22 protein-coding genes are annotated in these 23,473 nt (G+C 69.5%); 18 read left to right on the top strand and 4 right to left on the bottom strand.

What is annotated here, in order from left to right; translation table 11 throughout:
• Positions 1-46: 46 nt before the first annotated feature.
• Complete coding sequence (locus AB4Z48_RS28810; protein WP_441620299.1) at positions 47-2,635, bottom strand: EAL domain-containing protein; 2,589 nt, start codon at positions 2,633-2,635, stop codon at positions 47-49.
• A 318-nt stretch (positions 2,636-2,953) separates the two neighbouring features.
• Here AB4Z48_RS28810 and AB4Z48_RS28805 point away from each other — a divergent pair, with 318 nt between their 5' ends.
• The 5 genes from AB4Z48_RS28805 (at position 2,954) to AB4Z48_RS28785 (ending at position 7,264) form a co-directional block, all read left to right on the top strand.
• Complete coding sequence (locus tag AB4Z48_RS28805) at positions 2,954-3,793, top strand: universal stress protein (protein WP_441620297.1); 840 nt, start codon at positions 2,954-2,956, stop codon at positions 3,791-3,793.
• 21 nt (positions 3,794-3,814) lie between these two features.
• Positions 3,815-4,249, top strand: coding sequence for a YeeE/YedE family protein (locus AB4Z48_RS28800; protein ID WP_441620295.1), 435 nt, complete (start codon positions 3,815-3,817; stop codon positions 4,247-4,249).
• Between the two features lies 1 nt (position 4,250).
• Complete coding sequence (locus AB4Z48_RS28795) at positions 4,251-4,748, top strand: DUF6691 family protein (protein WP_441620293.1); 498 nt, start codon at positions 4,251-4,253, stop codon at positions 4,746-4,748.
• Between the two features lie 13 nt (positions 4,749-4,761).
• On the top strand, positions 4,762-5,682 hold the full coding sequence (locus AB4Z48_RS28790; protein WP_441620344.1) for a cation diffusion facilitator family transporter: 921 nt from the start codon (positions 4,762-4,764) through the stop codon (positions 5,680-5,682).
• Between the two features lie 154 nt (positions 5,683-5,836).
• Positions 5,837-7,264: an MFS transporter gene (locus AB4Z48_RS28785; protein WP_441620291.1), complete on the top strand. Its 1,428-nt coding sequence runs from the start codon at positions 5,837-5,839 to the stop codon at positions 7,262-7,264.
• Between the two features lie 111 nt (positions 7,265-7,375).
• Here the strand turns inward: AB4Z48_RS28785 and AB4Z48_RS28780 are convergent, their stop codons facing one another.
• Together AB4Z48_RS28780 and AB4Z48_RS28775 are read right to left on the bottom strand one after the other, a co-directional pair.
• Complete coding sequence (locus tag AB4Z48_RS28780; RefSeq protein WP_441620290.1) at positions 7,376-7,933, bottom strand: hypothetical protein; 558 nt, start codon at positions 7,931-7,933, stop codon at positions 7,376-7,378.
• 241 nt (positions 7,934-8,174) lie between these two features.
• Positions 8,175-9,125, bottom strand: a complete 951-nt coding sequence (locus AB4Z48_RS28775) for a LysR substrate-binding domain-containing protein (RefSeq protein WP_441620288.1) — start codon at positions 9,123-9,125, stop codon at positions 8,175-8,177.
• A 164-nt stretch (positions 9,126-9,289) separates the two neighbouring features.
• Between AB4Z48_RS28775 and gtdA the strand changes: the two genes are divergently transcribed.
• The 13 genes from gtdA to AB4Z48_RS28710 all read left to right on the top strand — a co-directional run bounded on the left by gtdA (position 9,290) and on the right by AB4Z48_RS28710 (position 23,050).
• On the top strand, positions 9,290-10,336 hold the full coding sequence (gene gtdA / locus AB4Z48_RS28770; protein ID WP_441620286.1) for a gentisate 1,2-dioxygenase: 1,047 nt from the start codon (positions 9,290-9,292) through the stop codon (positions 10,334-10,336).
• 97 nt (positions 10,337-10,433) lie between these two features.
• Positions 10,434-11,132 (top strand): fumarylacetoacetate hydrolase family protein, encoded by a 699-nt coding sequence (locus AB4Z48_RS28765; protein WP_441620284.1) that lies wholly within the window; start codon positions 10,434-10,436, stop codon positions 11,130-11,132.
• A gap of 33 nt (positions 11,133-11,165) precedes the next feature.
• Complete coding sequence (gene maiA / locus AB4Z48_RS28760; RefSeq protein ID WP_441620282.1) at positions 11,166-11,810, top strand: maleylacetoacetate isomerase; 645 nt, start codon at positions 11,166-11,168, stop codon at positions 11,808-11,810.
• A 54-nt stretch (positions 11,811-11,864) separates the two neighbouring features.
• Entirely contained in the window at positions 11,865-13,073 is a 1,209-nt protein-coding gene (locus AB4Z48_RS28755; protein WP_441620280.1) for a 3-hydroxybenzoate 6-monooxygenase, read from the top strand.
• A 119-nt stretch (positions 13,074-13,192) separates the two neighbouring features.
• Positions 13,193-14,551, top strand: coding sequence for an MFS transporter (locus AB4Z48_RS28750; protein WP_441620278.1), 1,359 nt, complete (start codon positions 13,193-13,195; stop codon positions 14,549-14,551).
• Positions 14,552-14,986: 435 nt separating this feature from the next.
• Positions 14,987-16,819, top strand: a complete 1,833-nt coding sequence (locus AB4Z48_RS28745; RefSeq protein WP_441620276.1) for an OPT/YSL family transporter — start codon at positions 14,987-14,989, stop codon at positions 16,817-16,819.
• A 195-nt stretch (positions 16,820-17,014) separates the two neighbouring features.
• Positions 17,015-17,140, top strand: a complete 126-nt coding sequence (locus AB4Z48_RS28740; RefSeq protein ID WP_441620346.1) for a hypothetical protein — start codon at positions 17,015-17,017, stop codon at positions 17,138-17,140.
• 73 nt (positions 17,141-17,213) lie between these two features.
• The gene (locus tag AB4Z48_RS28735) at positions 17,214-20,027 is read left to right on the top strand and encodes a monovalent cation/H+ antiporter subunit A (RefSeq protein ID WP_441620274.1); all 2,814 of its coding nucleotides are present in this window, start codon (positions 17,214-17,216) and stop codon (positions 20,025-20,027) included.
• Entirely contained in the window at positions 20,027-20,368 is a 342-nt protein-coding gene (locus AB4Z48_RS28730) for a Na+/H+ antiporter subunit C (protein WP_441620272.1), read from the top strand. The genes AB4Z48_RS28735 and AB4Z48_RS28730 overlap by 1 nt, the downstream gene beginning before the upstream one ends.
• Positions 20,365-21,882, top strand: coding sequence for a monovalent cation/H+ antiporter subunit D (locus AB4Z48_RS28725; RefSeq protein ID WP_441620270.1), 1,518 nt, complete (start codon positions 20,365-20,367; stop codon positions 21,880-21,882). The genes AB4Z48_RS28730 and AB4Z48_RS28725 overlap by 4 nt, the downstream gene beginning before the upstream one ends.
• Before the next feature lie 13 nt (positions 21,883-21,895).
• Positions 21,896-22,399, top strand: a complete 504-nt coding sequence (locus tag AB4Z48_RS28720) for a Na+/H+ antiporter subunit E (protein WP_441620342.1) — start codon at positions 21,896-21,898, stop codon at positions 22,397-22,399.
• Positions 22,384-22,659: a K+/H+ antiporter subunit F gene (locus AB4Z48_RS28715; protein WP_441620268.1), complete on the top strand. Its 276-nt coding sequence runs from the start codon at positions 22,384-22,386 to the stop codon at positions 22,657-22,659. Before AB4Z48_RS28720 ends, AB4Z48_RS28715 begins: the two co-directional genes overlap by 16 nt.
• Before the next feature lie 19 nt (positions 22,660-22,678).
• Positions 22,679-23,050: a Na+/H+ antiporter subunit G gene (locus AB4Z48_RS28710; protein ID WP_441620266.1), complete on the top strand. Its 372-nt coding sequence runs from the start codon at positions 22,679-22,681 to the stop codon at positions 23,048-23,050.
• A 32-nt stretch (positions 23,051-23,082) separates the two neighbouring features.
• On the opposite strand, the gene AB4Z48_RS28705 is transcribed toward AB4Z48_RS28710, so the two are convergent.
• A complete protein-coding gene (locus tag AB4Z48_RS28705; protein ID WP_441620264.1) occupies positions 23,083-23,391 on the bottom strand; it encodes a high-potential iron-sulfur protein in 309 nt (102 codons plus the stop codon).
• Positions 23,392-23,473: the final 82 nt, after the last annotated feature.

Here is a 23,473-nt window from a genome sequence, read left to right as displayed (position 1 = left end):
CGCGCGCAGGCCCCGGCCCTCGGGCCGCCGCCGCCGGGTGCGGCGCCTATCGCAGCGAATGGCCGGGCGGTGGCGCGGGGCGCTCCAGCGGCCGCGGCGTGTTGATCCATTGCGCTACCGCGCCGGCGTCCAGCGGACGCGAGAACAGGTAGCCCTGGCCCATGTGGCAGCCCTGCGCGAGCAGGAACTGGCGCTGGGCCTCGTTCTCCACGCCTTCGGCGACCACCGCGAGCTTCAGGCTGTCGCCAATGCGGATCACGGCGCTGGCCAGCTCGCGCGCGGCGGCGTCGCTCTCCAGGTCGATCACGAAGCTCTTGTCGAGCTTGAGCTGGTGCACCGGTAGCTGGCGCAGGTAGCCCAGGCTCGAGTAGCCGGTGCCGAAGTCGTCCATCGACAGGCGCACGCCCTGCGCGTGGATGGCGGCCACGGTGGCGGCGATGCCGGCATCGTCTTCCATCAGCAGGCCTTCGGTCATCTCCAGCACCAGCGCTTGGGCGGGCAGGCCGTGCCGCGACAGCGTCTCGGCGACATGGCCGGCCAGCGCCGGGTCGCGGAAGCTGGCCGGGGAGATATTCACGGAGATGGTCGGCACCGGGATGCCGTCGCGGCGCCAGGCGGCCATCTGCGCGCAGGCGCGCTCGAGCACCCAGCGGTCCAGCGTGCCGATCAGGCCGCTGTCTTCGGCCAGCGGCACGAAGCGGTCGGGCGGGACCTTGCCGAAATGCGGGTGGTGCCATCGCACCAGCACTTCGAGCCCATACAGCCGGCCGTCGCTGAGGAATACCTGTGGCTGGAAATTCAGGTGCAGCTCGTTGCCCAGCAGCGCTTCGCGCAGGGCCGACTCCAGGGCCAGGCGCTCCTGCGCGGCCCAGTTCATCTCGATGCTGAAAAAGCGGAACAGATTGCGCCCGGCTGCCTTGGCGTCGTACATGGCCATCTCGGCGCAATGCAGCAGGTAGTCCAGCGTGTCGCCGTCCGACGGGAACAGGCTGATGCCGATGCTGGCCGAGGGGGCGATGCTGGCATGGTCGATGCGCAGCGGCAGGCGCAGCGCGGCCAGCAGGCGCTGGCCCGTGGCGATGGTCTTGGTGCGGTCGGATTCCGGCAGCACCAGGGCAAATTCGTCGCCCGACAGGCGCGCCACCAGCGCGCTCTCGCCGGCATGGGCGGTCAGGCGCTTGGCCACCTCGCGCAGCATCTTGTCGCCGCCGCTGTGGCCGAGCGAGTCGTTGATGTACTTGAAGCGGTCCAGGTCGACGAACAGCACGCTGAGCGCCGCGCCAGCCTGGCGCGTGGCCAGCAGCAGCTTGCCGGCCTGGCGCTGCAGCAGGCTGCGGTTGGGCAGGCCGGTGAGGGAGTCGTACTGGTCAAGCTGCTGGATCCGTTCGGCGGCGTCGTCGCGCTCGAAAGCCAGCTTGCACAGCGAAGCGCACACCTCCACCACCTGCTGGTGGAAGGCGTCGGGCGCGCGCACGCTGCGGAAATAGAAGGCCAGGGTAGCAAGCACGCGGCCGTCGCCGGCCTTGATCGGGTACGACCAGCAGGCCGCCAGGCCGAGCGGCAAGGCCAGGTGGCGATAATCCACCCAGCGCGGATCGGTGGAGATATCGCTGGCCACCACCGCCTCGCCCAGCCAGGCGGCGGTGCCGCAGGAGCCCACCTGCGGGCCGATGCGCAGCCCGTCGAGCACGGCCGCATACTCGGGCGGCAGTGCCGGCGCCGCCAGCGGGCGCAGGCGCCGTTCGCTATCCACGCGCAGCACCGTGGCGATCACCGAAGGCGCCACGCGCTGCACCTCCTGGCAGATCAGCTCCAGCACGGCCGGCAGGGGCTGTTCCATCACCATGGCGTGCAGCACCTTGCGCTGGAGCAGCTCGTAGGTCTTTTTCTGCGTGATGTCGGACAGGATGACGATGCCGTGGTGGTGCTGGCCCGCGGTGCTGACCAGATGCCGCACGGTGGCCGATACCCACAGCGGGCTGCCGCAGCTCGCGTAGATCAGGGCCTCGTGGCGTTCCACGCCCGGCGTGGGACGGTTGGCCTGCAGGCGCTGCATGGCGGCCATATTGGTGAATTCGCCGGCCAGGACCTCGCAGGGCATCCTGCCTACCATGTCGTGCGGCGCGTAGCCGAGCATGCGCGTCAGGCCGGCGTTGACATAGACGATGCGCCAGTCGGCATCCACCACCAGGACCGCGCTGTCGATCTCGTCGGCGATCACGGACAGCACCGGATGGTCTTCGCGGCGTGCGCCGGCGCCGCCGGCCACCTTGACCAGCAGCGTGCGCAGGGTGACATCGCCCAGCGTGGTGCTCGATTCCGCGACGAAGCCAAAGCGCACCTGGCCATCCGCGCGCAGGATCTGCACCGCCGGCAGGGGCTCGCCGTGCTCGCCGGCCGGCCCCGGGTGCGCGCCGGGCGCGGCGCCGGCGGGCAGCCGCTGCACCACCGTCGCGGCATCCATGCCAACGACCTGCTTGCGGCTCGCGCCATAGAGCGCTTCCGCCGCAGCGTTGAGGAAGAGCACATGGTTGTCTGCGTTCAGGACGAAGACAGCGTCGGTGGCCTGCTCGAGCGAGTTGCGGAACAGCTGATGTGGGTCGGCTATGCTGAGCGCTTTGTCTCTGTCTGACATGAGTGAGTATGCGTCGCTAACGACCGATAATGCCTGCCCGCCCCGGCTTGGCCTCGCGGGACAATGACTCGGCTCTGGGACAGCTATCGGCATCCGGGGCTGGAACCTGAAGTTATTTTTTCGGCGCTGGCCCGGCCCGGCCCGGCACGGTGCGGGCCGGTCTGGGCCGGCAGGTGGCGAATGGCCTGCCACGCGGCGCCTGGCCTTGGCATAATTGCGGCGAGTCCCGGCAGTGCACGCCGCGTTGCCCCTGGCCGCGGCGCGTTTCGCAGCCGTCAACCGTCAACCGCCAACCGTCTTCCGCCCGGAGCCACCGACATGATGGAATACAAGAGCCTGCTGGTCGAACTTGGCCCGGACCCCGGCTGCGCCGATCGCGTGCGGCTGGCGGCCGGGCTGGCGCAGCGCAGCGCGGCGCATGTGACCGGCCTGACCGCGACCGGCATGCGGCTCGAGCCGTTCCGCGGCGCCGGCGATGATGCTGGCCGCTATGCCGAGCTGGCGAGGCGCCAGTTGCTGGCGCAGGGTGCCGCCGCCGGTGCCGACTTCCACCGCGTCATGCAGGAGACGGCGCCCGCGGTGAGCTGCGCCCACCGCGTCGTCGAGGAAGACACGGGCTGGGCGCTGGCCAGGGAAGGCCGGCTGGCCGACCTGATCGTGCTGGCCCGGCTGGCGGGCCCGGAAGCGCTGCCCGTGCTGGTGGCGCAGACCGCCGAATACGTGATGCTGGAAGCGGGCAGGCCGGTGCTGCTGGTGCCGCCCGGCGTGCGCAGCCTGTCCTGCGGGCACATCGCGATCGCCTGGGATGGTGGCCGGGAAGCGGCCCGCGCGGTGGCCGACGCCATGCCGCTGCTGCGCGAGGCCGCGCGCGTGACCGTGGTATCGGCCACTGGCGCGGACGCCGGCGTGCTCCAGCCGCCCGCCACCGCCGAAGCATTGTGCGCGCACCTGGCGCGGCACGGCATCGCCGCCTCGGTGCATGCCGTGAGCGGCAGCCAGCGGCCCGGGCCGCTGTTGCTGGAGGCGGTGGGCACCCTGCAGGCCGACCTGCTGGTCGCAGGCGGCTACGGCCACGCGCGGCTGCGCGAGCTGGTCACCGGCGGCACGACGCGCACGCTGATGCGGCAGGCCGACATCCCCGTATTCATGTCGCACTGACTGGACCACCAAGGGCTCACCATGACTATCGACTGGGCGCATTTCACGCCGCTGCCCGCGCTGGCCGGCGGCTTGCTGATCGGGCTGGCCGCGGCCCTCCTTGTCCTGTGCAACGGACGCATCGCCGGCATCAGCGGCATCGTGGGCGGGCTGCTGCGCCCCGCGCGGCGGGAGGTGGCGTGGCGGCTGGCTTTCGTGGCGGGCCTGCTCGGCGCGCCCCTGGCCTGGCGCTTGTTCGCGGCCCTGCCCGGGATCCACGTCGAGGCGGGCACCGGGGTGCTGGTCGTGGCCGGCCTGCTGGTCGGCGTGGGCACCCGCTACGGCGCGGGCTGCACCAGCGGGCATGGCGTGTGCGGACTGTCCCGGCTGTCGCCGCGTTCACTGGTGGCCACGCTGGCGTTCATGGCGGCCGGCTTCGCCACTGTCTATGGCGTTCGCCACCTGTGGGGCGGCTGAGATGACAGTACGTGCTTCCCCATTCCCTCTGGTTCGCCGTGTCGCGCCCTTGCTGTCTGCGCTGCTGGCCGGCCTGGTGTTCGGCTTCGGGCTGATCCTGGCCGGCATGGCGAATCCGGCCAAGGTGCTTGGCTTTCTCGATCTGGCGGGGGCCTGGGATCCCTCGCTGGCACTGGTGATGGGCGGCGCCGTCGCGGTCGGCCTGGCGGCGTTCGCGCTGGCGCGGCGGCGCAGCGCGTCATGGCTTGGGCTGCCCATGCAGCTGCCCGCCACGCGCCAGATCGACCGGCGCCTGCTCGCCGGCAGCCTGCTGTTCGGCATCGGCTGGGGACTGGCGGGCATCTGCCCGGGCCCGGCGCTGGTGCTGCTGGGCTCCGGCGTGTGGCAGGGCATGGTTTTCGTGCTGGCCATGCTGGCGGGCATGGTCTTGTTCGAATGGCTGGAACGGCTCGGGCGGACCCGCGCGCCGGGGACGCAGGCAAACCGCGGCACGCACTGAAGACATGGAACGCATGAAGGCCGAAGCCCACGCAATCAACGAGAAAGACGCCCCCGACACGCCCGCCAAGTCGGCGGCGGCGCGCCGCAGCACCTGGGTCAGCGTCGGGGTGAATATCCTGCTGTCCTGCACCCAGATGGTGGCCGGGCTGGTCGCTGGCTCGCAGGCGCTGATCGCCGACGCCGTGCATTCCTTGTCGGACCTGGTCTCGGACTTCGTGGTGCTGTTCGCCAGCCACCATAGCCGCAAGGGCGCGGATGCCGATCACCAGTATGGCCACCAGCGTTTCGAAACGGCCGCCTCGCTGGCCATCGGCGTGCTGTTGCTGGCCGTGGGCGTCGGCATGCTGTGGACGGCGGTGCAGAAGCTCGAGCATCCCGAATTGCTGCAGGCGGTCAAGGGCATTGCCCTGTGGGTGGCGCTGGGCGCGCTGGTGGCCAAGGAACTGCTGTTCCGCTACATGCTGGCGGTGGCGCAGCGCGTGCGCTCGGGCATGCTGGTGGCCAATGCCTGGCACGCGCGCTCGGACGCGGCGTCTTCGCTGGTGGTGGCGCTGGGGGTCGGCGGCAATATGCTGGGCATGCACATGCTGGATCCGATCGCGGCGCTGGTGGTCGGCCTGATGGTGAGCAAGATGGGCTGGCGCTTCTCGTGGTCGGCGCTGCATGACCTGATGGACGGCGCCGTCGACGCGCAGACCGTGGAAGCCATCCGCCAGGCCATGGCCGCCACCCCCGGCGTGCAAGGCCTGCACGATCTGCGCACGCGCAAGATGGGCGACTTCATCCTGGCCGACGTGCATCTGGAGATCGACGGCGCGATCACGGTGGAGGCGGGCCACCGCATCGCGGTGGAAGCGCGCCGGCGCGCCATGCAGGTGACCGACGTGCTGGACGTGATGACGCACGTGGATCCGGTGCGCCCGCGGGGCTGAGCGCGCGGCAGGGCGGGGTGCCCGGGGCGCAACGGCAAATGGCGATGCCCGGTATGATGGCGCTTTTGCCCCGGCGCGCCGGCCCCGGTGCGCTTCCCGAGACTGCCAATCCTCCGCCCCGGACGGCATCGCGCCGCTCCACGCACGCCCGTCAATGGAAACCACGCAAAGCCAGTCCTCGATGAGATTCCTGCCGTATCTCGTCGCCGCTACCTTTTTCATGGAGTACCTGGACACCACCGTGCTGGCCACGGCCTTGCCACAGATGGCACACTCGTTCGGGGTCGGGCCGAACGACCTCAGCCTGGGCATGACTTCCTACATGCTGGCGCTGGCGGTGTTTATCCCGGTCAGCGGCTGGGTGGCCGACCGCTTTGGCTCCAGGACCGTGTTCGGCGCCGCGATCGTGGTGTTCACGGTGGCGTCGGTGCTGTGCGGCGCGTCCAGCGGGCTCGCCGAATTCACCGCGGCGCGCGTGCTGCAGGGCATCGGCGGGGCGATGATGGTACCGGTGGGGCGCCTGATCGTGGTGCGCAATACGGACAAGCGCCACCTTATCAAGGCCATCTCCACCATCACCTGGCCGGCCATCGTGGCGCCGGTGGTGGGGCCGCCCATCGGTGGCTTCATCACGACCTACGCGTCCTGGCGCTGGATCTTCCTGCTCAATGTGCCGTTCGGCATCGCGGCGCTGGTCGCCACGCTGATGATGATCCGCAACGTGCGCGAGACCGAGCCCAGGCCGCTCGATGTGGTCGGTTTCCTGCTCAGCGGCGCCACGCTGACCTTCGTCCTGTACGGCACCGAGCTGGCCAGCCAGCAAGGCTCCAGCCTGGCGACGGCAGGCGGCTTCGTGGCCGCGGGGCTGGTGCTGGGCGTGCTGGCCGTGCGCCACGCGGCGGGCCACCCGCATCCGCTGCTCGACTTCACCACGCTGCGCGTGCCGACGTTCTCGGTCACGGTGCTCACCGGTTCGGTCACGCGGGTGGGCATCGGCGCGGTGCCGTACCTGATGCCGCTGCTGTTCCAGATCGGCTTCGGGCTGTCGGCGTTCCGCTCGGGCCTGCTGCTGCTGGCCAGTGCGCTGGGCAACCTCGGCATGAAGGCGCTGACCACGCGCGTGCTGCACCGCTACGGTTTCCGCACCACGGCGATCGTGGACGTGGCTTTCGCCAGCCTGTTTATCGTCGCGTGCGGCCTGCTCACCCCCGCAACGCCGCTGGCCGTGGTCCTGCTGGTGGTGTTCGTCTACGGCGTGACGCGCTCGATGCAGTTTTCCACACTCGCCACGCTGGCCTATGCCGATATCCCGCAGCCGCAGATGAGCAGCGCCAACACGCTGTGGAACGCCGCCCAGCAGATGACGATCGGCCTGGGCATCGCGTTCGGCTCGCTGTCGCTGCGCGTGGCGGCGTCGATGCGCGGGGAGAGCGGCCAGGCCGATATGCCGCATTTCACCCTCGGCGATTTCCGCTGGGCCTTCCTGTTCGCGGGGGTCCTGACGCTGGTGTCGTTGATCGGCTATGTCCGCCTTGCGCCGGACGCGGGGCGTCACCTGGCGAGCCGGGGCAAGACGGCCTGAATGGCTTGAATGGCTTGAATGGCCCGGGCGCCGCTGCGGCAGTTCCGCGTCCGCGGCCGGAATCTCCTGCGCCATCGCCAGCGTGCTCGTCGGCTGGTGCCGCGGCCGTGCTCAATGCAGATCGTGTGCCGCGCCCCTGCGGGCCGCGACGCCCGGCACGCCCGGCGATGCGGCCGGCGCGGCGGCATCGCCGTGGCGCGCCGCCAGTTCATGCTCATGCAGGCTGGCGTCCTGCCACTGCTTGCCGTCCCAGGCCTGGAAATGCAGGTCGGCCAGCGGGATGGCGGACATCGTTCCCAGCCAGTCGGTCGGGTTCGCGCCGGCGCGCAGCCCCTTGGTCACCATGACCATGGCTTCGGGCACATCGATGCCTGCCACGCGGGTGATGGCCGGCCACGGCAGCAGGCGGGTGTCGTTGCGCGGCAGGCCGAAGCGGAACAGGGGAGCCTGCGCGCGCAGGCCGGCCTGCGGGCGGTGGCGGAACATGTCGCGGCGCTTCCATTCGGTCTTGGCCGCGGACGGATCCCATTGTTGCCGGCGCGAGAACCACAGCACCTTGGCGGCGCCGGCGGACACCGGCAAGGCGGTCGGGATCAGCCCTTGGGACTGGGCGATCGTCGGTAGATGGCTCCCCGTGGTGTAGTGCCAGGCGAGATTGGTGGCGTTCATGACGGACTCCTGCTGTACGCCCCATACACTGAGCCCGAAAGCTTGTCATGACAAGCAGGCGAAACGATATATTGCACTGCAAGAAATTATGACGCACTTGCCACCTTGGCTGGCGAGGCGTCCGCCAGGCCAGCACTGGGGCGGGCTGGCGGATGTGGCCGTTTTTCCGGCGCCGGTGCACCGCAGCAATGTGCGGAAAAAATGGAGGAAAACCGCTAATCGCGGCGCGGCGAAAAGCGACTCATACGCTTCTTTCCTCCTCGTCCGGAGCATCCAGGGCGGAGCGCGCCGCGACCCGGCGCAACGCGTCCAGGGCGGCACTGACGGCAATCCTGCCGAAGCCATCTTCACGCCAGTACATCGACACGGAGCCGAACCCGGCGAGGCGCAGCGGCAGGATGCGCAGCGCGCCCAGCTGTTCCAGCCGCCGCGCGGTGCGATGGGAGGCCACGCCGATCATATTGCTGTGGTTGAGCAGGGTCAGGTTCAGGATGACCGAGTTCGATTCCACGCAGTCGGCCGGCATGCTCTTGCCGGCGGCGTTCAGGGCGGATTCCAGCGTATTGCGGATTGGCGTGCCGCGCGGCCAGATGATCCAGCGGTAGGCCTGCACATCGCTCCAGCCGGGCTCCGCCAGTTCGAACAGCGGATGGCGCGGGCGCGTCACGAAGTGGATCGGCTCCATGTATAGCGCTTCGGTGCGCATATGGCCGTCCTGCAGTTCCGGCGCGGAACGCCCCACCACGATGTCGACCTCGCCGCGCGCGAGCTGCGCCATCAGCAGGTTCATGGTGCTTTCGACCAGCCGCACTCGTGCCCTGGGCAGGCGTTGCAGCAGTGCGGTGACGGCCAGCGGCACGGTATCGGCGGCCGACGCGCCCGAGGTACCGAGCACCACCAGCCCGCTGCCGCCTTCGCGCATGGCCAGCATGTCGTCGCGGGCGGTGTCCAGGTGCGCTTCGATGCGCCGGGCATGCGCGATCATCGACTCGCCGTAGGGCGTTGGCCGCAGGCCCCGCGCATGGCGCTCGAACAATGGCAGCCCGATGTCGTCCTCCAGTTCCTTGAGCCACTTCGACAAGGCCGGCTGCGTGGTGCTGAGCGCCACGGCGGTCTGGCTCATATTGCCGGTCTGGGCCAGGCTGAGCAGCATCTGAAGGTTGCGCAGACGGAGGCGCTGGGTCCAATCCATAAGGGTTATCCCTTTGAGGTATATCCATTGGAATATGGATAAGAGGAATTGATTATTTTACAGGGTATATCTCCGGAAGTATAAATACGTCATCGCAGCCCGCATCCTTCCATTCACCCGCGGCTGCACCTCGCCGGACCACGGCGCAGGATCCGGAGACAACCATGTCAGACGCAAACAGGAATGCAGAGCGCGCGGCCTACTACGACCGCATCGGCCGCAACCAGATGACGCCGCTGTGGGAATCCCTGCACGCCCTGGTGCCGCCGCAGCCGCGCCCGCAGGCGCAGCCTGCCATCTGGAAGTACGCCGAGGTGCGCCCGCTGGTGATGCAGGCGGGCAATGTCATCAGCGCGGCCGAGGCGGTGCGCCGCGTGCTGGTGCTGGAAAACCCGGGCCTGCCAGGCAAGTCGAGCATCACTTCTACCCTCTATGCCGGCCTGCAGCTGATCCTGCCCGGCGAGATCGCGCCCAGCCACCGGCATACGCAGTCCGCGTTGCGCTTCATCGTGGAAGGCCGCGGCGCCTGGACCGCCGTCAACGGCGAGCGCACCACCATGCAACCCGGTGACTTCATCATCACGCCGTCGTGGACCTGGCACGACCATGGCAATCCTTCGCTGGAAGACGGCGGCGAGCCGGTGGTCTGGCTCGACGGACTGGACATCCCGCTGCTGGTGCACCTGGATGCCGGCTTTGCCGAGAACTACCCGGAGGCTTCGCAGCCCGTGCTGCGCCCCGAGGGCGACAGCTTCGCGCGCTTCGGCCACAACATGCTGCCGGTGCGCCACCGCGTGACCGATCCGACTTCGCCGATCTTCAGCTATCCCTATGCCCGCAGCCGCGAGGCGCTCGACCAGCTTTACCGCAATGGCGAGCTGGACGCCTGGGACGGCGTGAAGCTGCGTTATGTGAATCCCGCCACCGGCGGCTGGCCGATGCCAACCATGGCGACCTTCATGCAGTACCTGCCGGCGGGTTTCCAGGGCAAGACCTACCGCAGCACCGATGCCACCGTGTATTCCGTGGTGGAAGGGCGCGGCACCGTGCGCATCGGCGATGCGCAGTTCCAGTTCGAGCCGCGCGACACCTTCGTGGTGCCCTCATGGGCGCCGGTGCAACTGGCCTCGCTGGACGATACGGTGTTGTTCAGCTATTCGGACCGCCCGGTGCTGTCCGCGCTCAACCTGCTGCGCGAAGAGCGCAGCTGATCTCACGCTTTCCGGCAGGCAAGGCAAGGCGCCGCGCCTGAGCCGCGCGCGCCTGCCGGCACGCCCTCCCGTTTTCCATTTATCCATGAGGTTCCGCATGTCGTTCGTTGTCACCCCGCCCGCCACCGTCGCCATTCCGGTCGTCGGCAGCCAGGATCAGTTTCCCGTGCGCCGCGTCTACTGCGTCGGCCGCAACTACGCCGCCCATGCCCGTGAAATGGGTTTCGATCCGGACCGCGAGCCGCCGTTCTTCTTCTGCAAGCCGGCCGATGCCGTGGTGCCCGTGGCCTACGGCGAGACGCTGACGCTGCCGTACCCCGCCCAGACCGCCAACTTCCACTATGAGGCCGAGCTGGTGGTGGCGATCGGCAAGGGCGGCTCCGACATCGCGCTGGAACAGGCGCTGGAGCATGTGTGGGGCTACGCCGTGGGCCTGGACATGACCCGCCGCGACCTGCAGATGAAGATGCGCGAGATGGGCCGCCCGTGGGAAATCGGCAAGGCCTTCGACGTGTCCGCGCCGATCGGCCCGATCCACCCGGCCGGCGACGTGGGCCATTTCGAGCAGGGCGCGATCTGGCTGACCGTGAACGGCGCGGACAAGCAGCGCAGCGACGTGACCCACCTGATCTGGTCGGTGGCCGAAACCGTGGCGGACCTGTCGAAGTTCTTCCGCCTGGAACCGGGCGACCTGATCTACACCGGCACGCCCGAAGGCGTGGGCGCCGTCAAGCCGGGCGACCTGATGGCGGTGGGCGTGGAGCGCCTGGGCGAGTTGTCGGTGCGCGTGGCCTGATGTACCGGCGGCTTTCAGCAGGAGGGCTGCATCGTGCAGATCTATAGTTTCTTCAACAGCTCCACGTCCTACCGCGTGCGCATCGCGCTGGCGCTCAAGGGCCTGCCGTACGACTACCGGGGGGTCAATATCCGCACCGGCGAGCATCGCGCCGCGGACTATGTGAGCGCCATCAACCCGTCGGCCGCGGTACCGGCGCTGGCGGACGGCGATTTCCACCTCGGCCAGTCGCTGGCGATCATCGACTATCTGGATGCCCGCCACCCGCAGCCGCGCCTGATCCCGCTGGAGCCCGCGCTGCGCGCGCGGGTGCTGGAACTGAGCTATGCCGTTGCCTGCGACATCCATCCGGTCAACAACCTGCGCGTCCTGCGCTACCTGCAGGACAAGCTGGGCGCATCGCCGGAGCAGAAGGACGCGTGGTACCGGCACTGGGTCGAGGACGGCCTGGGCATGGTCGAGCGCCTGCTGGCCGGGGACGGCCGCGGCCCGTGGTGCTTCGGCGACCAGCCCACGCTGGCCGATTGCTGCCTGGTGCCGCAGATCGCCAACGCGCAGCGCATGGGTTGCGACACCACCGCCTTTGCGCGCGCCATGGCCGTCTACCGTCACGCCAGCGAACACCCTGCGTTCGTGCAGGCAGAACCCCAGCGCCAGCCGGACTACACGGCGCGCTAACCGGTAGCGCGGGCAGCCGGCGCCAAGGCCGGGGCCCGCAACCAGGAGACCAATATGAATGACATTCGCAGCACGGACCGCAAGGTGATCGTCGTGGGCGGCGGCATCGGCGGCCTGGCCGCAGCGCTGGCGCTGGCCCGGCAGGGCATCCGCGTGGAGTTGCTCGAACAGGCCGAGAAGATCGGCGAGATCGGCGCGGGCATCCAGCTCGGCGCCAACGCCTTTGCCGCGCTCGACGCGCTGGGCGTGGGCGAGGCGGCGCGCAGGCGCTCGGTCTTCACCGACCACCTGGTGATGATGGACGCCATCGACGCCACCGAAGTGGCCAGGGTGGATGTCGGCGAGCGTTACCGCCAGCGCTTCGGCAACCCCTACGCGGTCATCCACCGTGCCGACATCCATCTCTCCATCCTGGAAGCGGTGCAGGACCATGCGCTGATCCGCTTTCGCACCGCCACGCAGGTGCGCGCCCTGGAGCAGGACGAACGCGGCGTGACCGTGGTCGACCAGCATGGCGAACGTCACCGGGCCGATGCGGTGATCGGCTGCGACGGCGTGAAATCGGCCGTGCGCGAGGCCTTGCTGGGCGACGAACCCAGGGTGACCGGCCATGTGGTGTATCGCGCCGTGGTGGACGTGGCCGACATGCCCGCCGACCTGCAGATCAATGCGCCGGTGGTCTGGGCGGGCCCGCACTGCCATCTCGTGCACTACCCGCTGCGCGGCGGCGAACAGTACAACCTGGTGGTGACCTTCCACAGCCGCGAGCAGGAGGTATGGGGCGTGCGCGACGGTAGCAAGGAAGAAGTGCTGTCCTATTTCGAGGGCATCCACGCGCGTCCCCGCCAGATGCTGGACCGTCCGACCTCCTGGCGCCGCTGGGCCACCGCCGACCGCGACCCGGTCGAGCGCTGGAGCTTCGGTCGCGCCACCATCCTCGGCGATGCCGCGCACCCGATGACGCAGTACCTCGCGCAGGGCGCCTGCCAGGCGCTGGAGGATGCCGTCACGCTGGGCGCGGCCGTCGCGGCCAGGGACGGCGATTTCGAGGCTGCCTTCGCGCTGTACGAGAAGGTCCGCATCCCGCGTACCGCGCGCGTGCTGTATTCCGCCCGCGAGATGGGCCGGCTCTACCACGCCAAGGGCGTGGAGCGGCTGGTGCGCAACTCGCTCTGGGTGGGCCGCACGCAGGAGCAGTTCTACGACGCGCTGCAATGGCTGCATGGCTGGCGTGCCGAGGACTGCCTGGAGGGCGCGCGCTAAGCACCCTGGGTGCAGCAGACAACGACAGGCAGCAAAGCCGCGCCAGGGTCAGCGATACCCGGCCGGGCAGGGACGGGCCGGCTCCAGCCGGCCGCCTGAGAAAGACAAAGGAGACCGCAGTGCCCACCCCCAAGCCATCCATCGGCATCACCGAGTTCATCGACGGCCGGCCGCTATCGGCATACCAGGTCATGATCGTCGCGCTTTGTTTCCTGATCGTCGCCATCGACGGCTTCGACACCGCCGCGATCGGCTTCATCGCCCCGGCCATCCGCGCCGAATGGCAGCTCGGCCCGGCCCATCTGGCGCCCCTGTTCGGCGCCGGGCTGGCCGGCCTGATGGCCGGTGCCTTCCTGTTCGGCCCGCTGGCGGACCGCTTCGGCCGCAAGGGCGTGCTGGTCTTCTGCGTGCTGTTCTTCGGCATCGCCAGCCTGGCCAGTGCTTTTGCCGGCTCGCTGTGGGGACTGGTCGCGCTGCGCTTCCTGACCGGCCTCGGCCTCGGCGGCGCCATGCCCAACACGATCACCCTGACCTCGGAGTACTGCCCTGCGCGGCGCCGCTCCTTCCTGGTGACCACGATGTTCTGCGGTTTCACCGTTGGCTCCGCGCTGGGCGGCCTGGCCTCGGCCAGCCTGATCGAAGAGCACGGCTGGCGTTCGGTGCTGTTGCTGGGCGGTGTGCTGCCGCTGTTGCTGCTGCCCTTGCTGCTGTGGCAACTGCCGGAATCCGTGCGCTATCTCGTGATGCGCGGCAAGCATCCGCTGCGCGTGGCGGCGACCCTGCAGCGCATCGCACCGGGCGAGCAGGTCGTTGCCGGCAGCTTCAAAATCACCGACGCGCCCCGGCCCGGCTCGCCGGTGGCCCACCTGTTCAAGCCCGAACTGGTGCGCGGCACGCTGCTGTTGTGGCTCACCTTCTTCATGAGCCTGCTGGTGATCTACCTGCTGTCGAGCTGGCTGCCCACGCTGCTGCGCGCCACCGGCGCGTCGCTCAAGACCGCGGCGCTGGTGACCATGATGTTCCAGGTCGGCGGCACCGTCGGCGCCATCGTGCTTGGCTGGCTGATGGACCGCATCAACCCGCACTACGTGCTGGCCGTGACCTACGCCCTGGCGGGTTTGTTCATCGCCGCCATCGGCAGCCTGACGTCGGCGCCGTGGCTGGCAAGCGTGGCCGTATTCGCCGCCGGCTTCTGCATCTCAGGCTCGCAGGTCGGTGCCAACGCCTTGTCGGCCGCCTACTATCCCACCGACTGCCGCGCCACCGGCGTGAGCTGGGCCAACGCCGTAGGGCGCATGGGCTCGGTGGTGGGATCGGTCGGGGGCGGCGCCATGTTGTCGATGGGGCTGACCATGCCGGCGCTGTTCCTGATCGTGGGCGTGCCGGCGGTGATCGCGGGTGCCACCATGCTTCGGCTGGGGCGGTATCGGGCCGGGGTGGTCATTGCGGCGCGTCCTGCCGTGCCGGCGGCGCATTGAGGTGCGGTGGAGCAGACCCGGCGCCTGTCCGTGACGGCAATCTCCGGGCCCGGCGCGTTCCTTCCTTGACCAATCAAATGATAATCATTATTATTTGAGTCTCAGGTTTGTGACACGATCTGAGTCAGCAAATGGGTTTCCGGACACGCTTCGTGTCCGGACTTTTTTTCCAGGCAGCGGATTCACCGCGCCCGTCTCCCTCCGGCATCTCGTTCTCCCGACACCGCCCGGAATCGCCCGGCACCGCCCGGAATCGCCCGGCACCGCCAGAAATAGCCCGGCATCGCCCGGCATCGCCCGGTCGCGCGGCGTTGCGGTAGCATCTGTCCCTGTATCCCCCGCGTTCCCGTCGCCCGGCTTTCCCGGGTTTTTTCGTCGTCCTGGTCGTTCTCGTCGTCTCGTTCCAACCCGCAGATCCGATCCCCGCCAACGCGCATGGGCAAACCAATGACGGAAGCCGGCGGTCCACCGCCATACGACGCCCCGCCGGTCGCGGATGCCGCCAGCGGCCGCCGCTGGGCCTGGCTGCCCGCCCAGGGCGGGTGGGGCTACTACACGCTGCTGGGCGCCATCGGGGTGCTGGTGCTGGGCCCGCTGGGCGGGATCGCCGCGGCCTATATGAACTTCTCGCTCGGGTTCTTCGTGGGCGGGCAGGTGCTGGCCGGCATCCTCGGCTCGACCATCACCTACGGCTACGGCGCGGATGGCCGCCACGGCGCCAACTATATCCAGACCATCGCCGCGTCGGTCGCCGGCATGAGCGGCATGGCCGTGGTGATCCAGGCGATGACGTGGCTGGGCCTGCCGGAGCCGCCGCTGTGGCAGCTGATCCTGTACATGCTCTGCGTGGGCATGTTCGGCGTGGGCGTGGGCATGTTGTATACGCCGGTCCTGGTGGACCGCCTGCAACTGACGTTCCCGTCGGGGCTGGCGGTGGCCAATATCCTGCGCGCGCTGACCGATCCGGTGCTGCTGCGGCACTCGGTGTCGCGCCTGGCCGGCGGCACGCTGCTGGGCATCGCGTGCGGCGTCGGCGCGGCGCGCGTGGCGCGGCTGGCGGCCATCGATCTGTCTGCCTCCACCTTTGGCGCTGGCATGATCGTGGGGGCGCGGATCGGGCTGGCGGCGCTGGTGGCGGGTCTCGCGGGCCAGGCGCTGGTGCCTTACTTCGTCTCGATCGGCTGGCTGGCACCGGGCGATCCGTTCCGCAAGATCACCTTCCTGATCGCGCTCGGCATGATCATGGGCGCGGCGCTGGTCGATATCTCCCTGATCCTGCGCCGGGCCTTGCGCCAGGCCCGGGCCGCACCCGGCGCGCGGCTGGCTGCGCAAGGGCGCGGCGCCTCATGGCGGCTGCTGGCGTGGGTGGTGTTCTGGGGGGCGGCCATCGTCGCGGTGGGCTCGGGCCTGCTGCACCAGCCGGCGGGCTACCTGCTGCTGGCGGTGGTGCTGGTGTTCGTGTTCGCGATGGTCAATGGCATCTCGGTCGGCATGGTGGACCAGAACCCGATTTCCTCGGCCTTCGTGCTGTCGGTGATCCTGATGGCGGCGCTCGGCCTGAAGGATCCGCAGGTGGGGCTGATCGCGGCGACGGTGCTGCTGGTCTCCACCAGCCAGGCCTGCGACATGCAGCAGGACCGCTCCACCGGGTGGCGCCTGGGCACGGACCGTACCGTCCAGTTCCGTTTCCAGGTGGCCGGGATCGTGGCCGGCGCGGTGCTGGCGGTGCTGTTCGCGCGGCTGTTCATGCGCGCCTATCCCGAGCTGGCGCTGGACCAGACGGTGCTGGCGGCGGACGCGCAGCCGCACCGCTGGGCGTCCGCCATGACCTACAAGATCGTCGGCGCGCTGCGCGGGCTGGCGCAGGACCTGCCGCACCAGCGGCTGGCGGTGGCGATCGGCATGGGCATCGGCCTGGCCACGGCGGTACTGCGGCTGCTGGTCCGGTCGTGGCCGGCGTACCGGCGCTTCGTCGATGGGGGCGGGCGGGGCAGGGCGGTGGATTTCCTGGTGGATACGGTCTTGCTGCCTTCGCCCTATGCGTCGTCGTTCGGCGGCTTCGTGAACCTGCCGACTTCGGCCTGGTTCGCCGCCGGCGGCGTGGTGGCCAGCGTGGCCAACGGCCTGCCGGGACGCCGCGGCGCGGCGGATCCGTTGCCGCAGGACATGAGCACGACCTCGCTGCTGGGCGGCGGGCTGATCGCGGGCGACGCGCTGGCCGCGGTGGGGCTTGGCATCGCCGGCCTGCTGTTCACGGCGATGGCGTGAGCGCCGCCCGGTTCGCCGGGGCGCCGACTTTAGCGTTTTCGCAGCCGATCTGAATTTTTTCCCTGCCATGGCCCCGTGCGGGCGGGCCATGGCCGTTGTGGCGCAGAATGACCGCAGGCGCCCGCCGGGACCGCGCCGGACTGGAGGGTCTTGCACAATGACAGTGGACTCCCAGACTTCCAGGAGCCCAGCCGGATGAACAGCCATCAGAATGCCCGACTCACCTTCTGCCGACGACTGGAGATGGTCCAAGACATTACCGAACATGGCCTGAGCGTGCCCGAAGCGCGGCCGCCCACGGCGGGCGCCGACCACCATTGAGCATGCCCGGGACCGCGCGCATCTGCATTGCGCGCATGGCGGTGCCTGGCAAGCCGGTTCCTGGAGATGGGCGATGTTGATGGTTTGCCTGATCGCGCTACCGCTGCTGGCGGCGATGCTGGTACTGCCGGCGCGCCGCCATGCGCGCGTGCTGGCCGCACCCATCGTGGCAGGCGCGCCGCTGGCGGGCCTGGCGCTGCTGCTGGGCATGGGCGGGCAGGCGCTGGACGGCGGCGTGATCGCGTGGCGCCAGCCCTGGCTGGAAGAGATCGGCCTGAACCTCAGCCTGCGCCTGGATGGGCTGTCCTATCTGTTCGCCCTGCTGGTGCTCGGCATCGGGCTGCTGGTCATCCTGTACGCGCGCTACTACCTGCCGCGCGGCGAATCGAGCGCGCGTTTCTTTGCCTTGCTGCTGCTGTTCATGGCGGCCATGCTGGGCGTGGTGCTGTCCTCCAACCTGCTGTTGCTGGCCGTGTTCTGGGAAATGACCAGCATCGTGTCGTTCCTGCTGATCGGCTTCTGGTCCTATCGCGCCGACGCACGCAAGGGCGCGCGCATGGCGCTGACCGTGACCGGCGGGGGTGGCCTGGCGCTGCTGGCCGGCGTGCTGCTGCTGGGGCATATCTGCGGCAGCATGGAGCTGTCGGATGTGCTGGCCCAGGCCGGCACCGTGCAGCACCACCCGCTGTATGTGCCGATGCTGGTACTGATCCTGCTGGCGGCGTTCACCAAATCGGCGCAGTTTCCATTCAATTTCTGGCTGCCGCACGCCATGGCCGCGCCCACGCCGGTGTCGGCCTACCTGCATTCCGCCACCATGGTGAAGGCCGGCGTGTTCCTGCTGGCGCGGCTCTATCCGGTGCTCGACGGCAGCAACTGGTGGTTCTACCTGGTCAGCCTGACCGGGCTGGCCACGCTGGTGGCGGGCGCCGCCATGGCGCTGTTCCAGCGCGACCTGAAGGGCCTGCTGGCGTATTCGACCATCAGCCACCTCGGCCTGATCACGCTGCTGTTCGGGCTCGATACGCAGCTGAGCACGGTGGCCGCGTTGTTCCACATCATCAACCACGCGGTGTTCAAGGCTTCGCTGTTCATGGCCGCGGGCATCATCGACCACGAGACCGGCACGCGCGACCTGCAGCTGCTGCGCGGGCTGCGCCGCTACATGCCGCACACCGCGCTGCTTGCCATCGTGGCTTCGCTCTCGATGGCGGGCGTGCCGCTGTTCAACGGCTTCCTGAGCAAGGAGATGTTCTTCGGCGAGACCCTGGCGCAGGGCCTGCTCGGCGACTTCAACTGGGTCATCCCGGCGGCGGCGACGCTTGCCGGGGCATTGACGGTGGCGTATTCGCTGCGCTTCAGCTACGGGGTGTTCTTCGACGGCAAGCCGGACGCCTTGCCGCACTACCCGCCGCACGAGCCGCCCCGGTCCATGAAGATCCCGGTCGAGGTGCTGGTCGTGACCTGCCTGGTGGTGGGCCTGTTCCCCGCCTATACGGTCGGCCCGCTGCTGGCGGCAGCGGCGCTGGCCACACTGGCCGCGCCGCTGCCGGACTACAGCCTGAGCCTGTGGCACGGCGTGAACCTGCCGCTGCTCATGAGCCTGGTCTCGATGGCGGCCGGCACGGCCTTCTTCATCCTGCGGCGCGGCGCCTTCCACCGCTATCACGCGCGCATCGCGCATCTCAGCGCGCGCGATGTGTTCGAGGCCGGCATTGCCTGCATCGCGCGGGCCGCCGGGCGTCTCGCGGCCGTGTTCGAGAACGGTTCGCTGCAGGCATACCTTGCCTGGATGCTGGCCGCGATGCTCGGCATCCCCGCGCTCCTCTTGGCCGACCTCGACACGCTGGCCGGCCCGCTGCCGCCGACGCCGCCCGACAGCGTCACCCTCGGCGGCATGGGCCTGCTTGCCTTGTCGGCCATCGGCGTGGCGATCGCCCGCCGGCAGCGCCTGAACGCCCTGATCCTGCTGGGCGCCTGCGGGCTGCTGGTGACGCTGGCGTTCGCACGTTTCTCGGCGCCCGACCTGGCGCTGACCCAGGTGTCCGTGGAGGTGGTGACCATCCTCTTGCTGGTGCTGGCGCTGTACTTCCTGCCGGTCGACCGGCCCGAGGCCGCCAGGCCGCTGCGGCATGTCCGCGACGCCGTGCTCGCGCTGGGCGGCGGCGCGCTGGCCGCGGTGCTGGCTTACGCCGTCATGACGCGCCCCTACGATTCGATTGCCTCCTTCTTCGTCGACAACAGCGTGAGCGGCGGTGGCGGCCACAACGTGGTCAATGTGATCCTGGTGGATTTCCGCGGCTTCGATACCCTGGGCGAGATCTGCGTGCTGCTGGTCGCCGGCCTGGGCGTGCACGCCATGCTCAAGGGGCTGAGGCTGGCGGCGCCGCCGGCAGGGCCCAACGGGCTGCCATGGTCGGGCCAGAGCCATCCGCTGCTGCTCGCCATCCTGGCCAGGTTGATGCTGCCGCTGACCATGATGGTGGCGGTGTTCATGCTGCTGCGCGGGCATAACCTGCCGGGCGGCGGATTTGTCGCCGCGCTGGTCACGGTGGTGGCCTTGTTGCTGCAATACGTGGCGAGCGGCGTGCTGTGGACCGAAGCCCGCATCGCGCTGAACCACCGTGCGCTGGCGGGCGGCGGCATCCTGCTCGCGGGGCTGACCGGGCTGGGCAGCTGGGCCTTCGGCTATCCGTTCCTGACCACCGCCTTCGGGCATTTCCACGTGCCGCTGCTGGGCGAGGTCGAGCTTGCCACCGCCATGCTGTTCGACCTTGGGGTGTATTTCACGGTGGTCGGCACCACGCTGCTGATCGTGTCGCACCTGGGCGTGCGCGACAAGCGCGCCGGCCAGGCAAGCCAGGCAGGCGCCGGGGAGGGCACGTAATGGAGGCGGCCTACGCATGCACGATCGGCGTCCTGATGGCCAGCGGCCTCTACCTGCTGCTGCGCGCGCGCACGTTTACCGTGGTGCTGGGGCTGGCGCTGGTTTCCTACGCGGTGAGCCTGTTCCTGCTGGGCATGGGCCGGCTGGCGACCGGCAAGCCGGCGGTGATCGCCGCCGGCGCGCAGTATGCCGATCCGCTCCCGCAGGCCCTGGTGCTCACGGCGATCGTCATCGGCTTTGCGATGACCGCGTTCGCGGCGGTACTGGCGCTGCGCTCGCTCGGGATCTCGGGCAGCGATCATGTCGATGGCCAGGAGCCGGACGGGGAGCCCGACGCATGAGTGCCGCCCCGCCGCTGCCGATCCTGCTTGTGGTCCTGCTGCCGATGTTCGCCGGTGGCCTGCTGGCCGCCGGCCCGGCCCGCTGGAGCGGCGCGTGGCGGGCCCTGAACATCGTCGCCACCTTGCTCTTGCTGCCGCTGGCTTGTGCCCTGGTGTGGCACGCCGCCAGCGGCGCCATCGAGGTCTACAGCCCCGGCAACTGGCCCGCACCCTTCGGCATCGTGCTGCAGCTCGACCGCCTGGGCGCCATGATGCTGTTGCTCACCGCGGTGCTGGCTTCGGCGGCGGCGGTGTGCGCCGGGCGCGGCGACGCGCGCCTCGGCCGGCATTTCCACGCGCTGTTCCAGTTCCAGCTGATGGGCCTCAACGGCGCCTTCCTGGCAGGCGACCTGTTCAATCTCTTCGTCTTCTTCGAGATATTGCTGATCGCCTCGTATGCCTTGCTCGTGCATGGCGGCGGCCGCGCGCGCATCGGCGCCGGGCTGCACTATGTGCTGCTGAACCTGGCGGGGTCGGCGTTCTTCCTGATCGCGGTCGGCGTGCTGTACGGCCTGACCGGCACCCTGAACATGGCGCACATGGGCTTGCGCCTGGCTGGCCTCGAGCCCGGCGCCATGCCGCTGGCAACGGCCGCCGCGGCCATGCTGATGCTGGTGTTTGCGCTCAAGGCGGCGCTGTTTCCGATGGCCTTCTGGCTGCCCCGGGCCTACGCCAGCGCCACGGGCTCGGTGGCCGCGCTGTTCGCCATCATGAGCAAGGTCGGCCTCTACGCCATGCTGCGTTGCGCGGCGCTGGTGTTCGGTGCGCCGGACGGCATGCTGGCCGCGTTCATGCACGACTGGATCTGGTCGCTGGGGCTGGCGACCATGGCCTTCGGGGCGGCCGGGGCGCTGGCCGCGCAGGGCCTCAAGTCGCTGACCGGCTACCTCGTGCTCGCATCGGTGGGGTTGCTGGCCGCCGGCATATCGATGCAGACCGGGCCGGCGTGGAGCGGCGCGCTGTATTACCTGCTCAGCACCACGCTGTGCACGGCGGCCCTGTTCCTGCTGGCGGACGCGCTGGAGCCGGCGCCGGCGAAGGCGGCCCCGGCCGTGGTCCAGCCGTCGCGGCTGGCCGGGGTGCTGTTCCTGGTCGGCGCGGTGGCGGCGATCGGGCTGCCGCCGCTGTCCGGCTTCATCGGCAAGGTCATGGTGATGCGCAGCACGCCGCTGGCCAGCGCGGCCGTGCTATGGCCGGTCATCCTGCTGTCCAGCCTGGCGCTGCTGGTCGCGGTGAGCCGCACCGGTACGCGCCTGCTGTGGCGCCTGCCGCAGCAGGCGGCGGAGCGGCACGCCAGCGTCCACCGCCAGGCGCCGGACCGATGGAAGCTGGCTTGCTGCGCGTTCCTGCTGGGCTGCAGCGTGGCGCTGGTGGTGTTCGCGCTTCCGCTGCACCAGTACCTGGCCGCCACCGCCACCCAGCTGTTCGACCGTGCTGCCTACCTGCGCGCGGTGCTGCCTGCCGGGAAGGGCTAGGCGCATGCGCACGCTGGCCCGGCGCCTGTTCCCCCATCCCTGGCTCAGCCTGGTGCTGCTGGCCGCGTGGCTGCTGCTGTCCAACAGCGCGTCGCCCGCCAGCTGGGTGCTGGGCGCCTTGCTGGGCTGGGCCATCGCGCTGCGCGTCGGCCAGCGGCTGTGGCTGCGGCCGGTGCGGCTGGCCCGCCCGGGGCTGCTGCTGCGGCTGGCGGGACATGTACTGATCGATATCGTGGTGGCCAATGTGGAAGTAGCCATGCTGGTGCTGGGCCCGGTAGCGCGGCTGCGTCCGACGTTCATCGTGGTGCCGCTCGACGTCGAGCATGAACTGGCGCTGGCCATGCTGATCAGCATCGTCTCGCTCAGTCCCGGCACGCTGTGCGCCGAACTCAGCGACGACCGCCGCCGCCTGCTGGTCCATGTGCTCGACCTCGACGACGAGGCCGCGCTGGCAGCACTGATCAAATCGCGCTACGAAGCGCCCCTGCGGGAGATATTCGCATGCTTGCCATCGTGATACCGGTAGCCCTGGCCATCCTTGGCCTGGCCTTCGTGCTGACCTTCATCCGCCTGGTGCGCGGCCCCAGCTTGCCGGACCGCATCGTGGCGCTCGATACGCTCAATATCAATGCGATCGCCCTGATCATGGTGCTCGGTATCTGGCTGCATTCGGCGCTGTTCTTCGAAATCGCCCTGCTGATCGCCGTGATGGGCTTTATCGGCACGGTCGCGCTGACCAAGTACCTGCAGCGCGGCGACATCATCGAACTCAAGTGAGCGGAGCAAGGGAGACGTCATGAGCGCCGTTGCCGAGATCGCCACCTGCGTGCTGCTGCTGGTGGGCAGTGTCTTCACCCTGGTCGGGGCGTTCGGCCTGTTCCGGCTGCCCGATTTCTACATGCGCCTGCACGGGCCGACCAAATCGACCACGCTGGGCGTGGGGAGCATCGTGGTGGCGTCGGTGGTGTGCTTCAGCACCGGGGGCGACGGGCTGAGCCTGCACGAATTGCTGATCACGGCCTTCCTGTTCCTCACCGCGCCGATCAGCGCGCATATGCTGGCCAAGGCGGCCATGCAGCAGCGCCTGCCGGTGGACCCGCGCACGCGCGGGCGGCCATGGGAAGCGCAGGGCGGCGCATCGGCAGGGGACGCCGACGGGGCTTCCTAGTTGGCTCTCCGGTTGCGCCCGCGGGCGCTGACTCAGCCTTGTTCCCAGGCGCTGCACCAGCCGGCGGCCGCCACCTGCTTGTCGCCGAACAGCACGCAACTGCCGGCGGCAGGGCTGCTGCCTTCCTGGAACAGCTGGCAGTTGGCGCAAGTCTGGCTGGCCGCGTGCCTGGGGTACCTGGCCTGGTCCACCTTGCGGGTGTCCGCCTTGTACCCGAGGCTGACGGCCTGCGGGTCTTTCTCGTCGAGCACGGGGGATGCCGCGTGCGCGGCGGCGCTGGCGCCAAGGCCCGCCACCACGGCCAGCGGCACGGTCTTCAGGAACTGACGGCGGGTCGACATGCTGTTTCCTTTTCTGGCAAGAGGAACTGGTTGCGGCCGGTGCCCGGATCTGTGTCTTGCGGGGAAGGCAGCGGCGCGCGCT

Origin of the sequence: Cupriavidus sp. 2TAF22, from assembly GCF_052115045.1 — a bacterium.
In the GTDB taxonomy this organism is placed as follows: Bacteria; Pseudomonadota; Gammaproteobacteria; order Burkholderiales; family Burkholderiaceae; genus Cupriavidus.
Note: the sequence above shows the minus strand (reverse complement) of the source record. Positions and strands in the feature narration are given on the sequence as shown.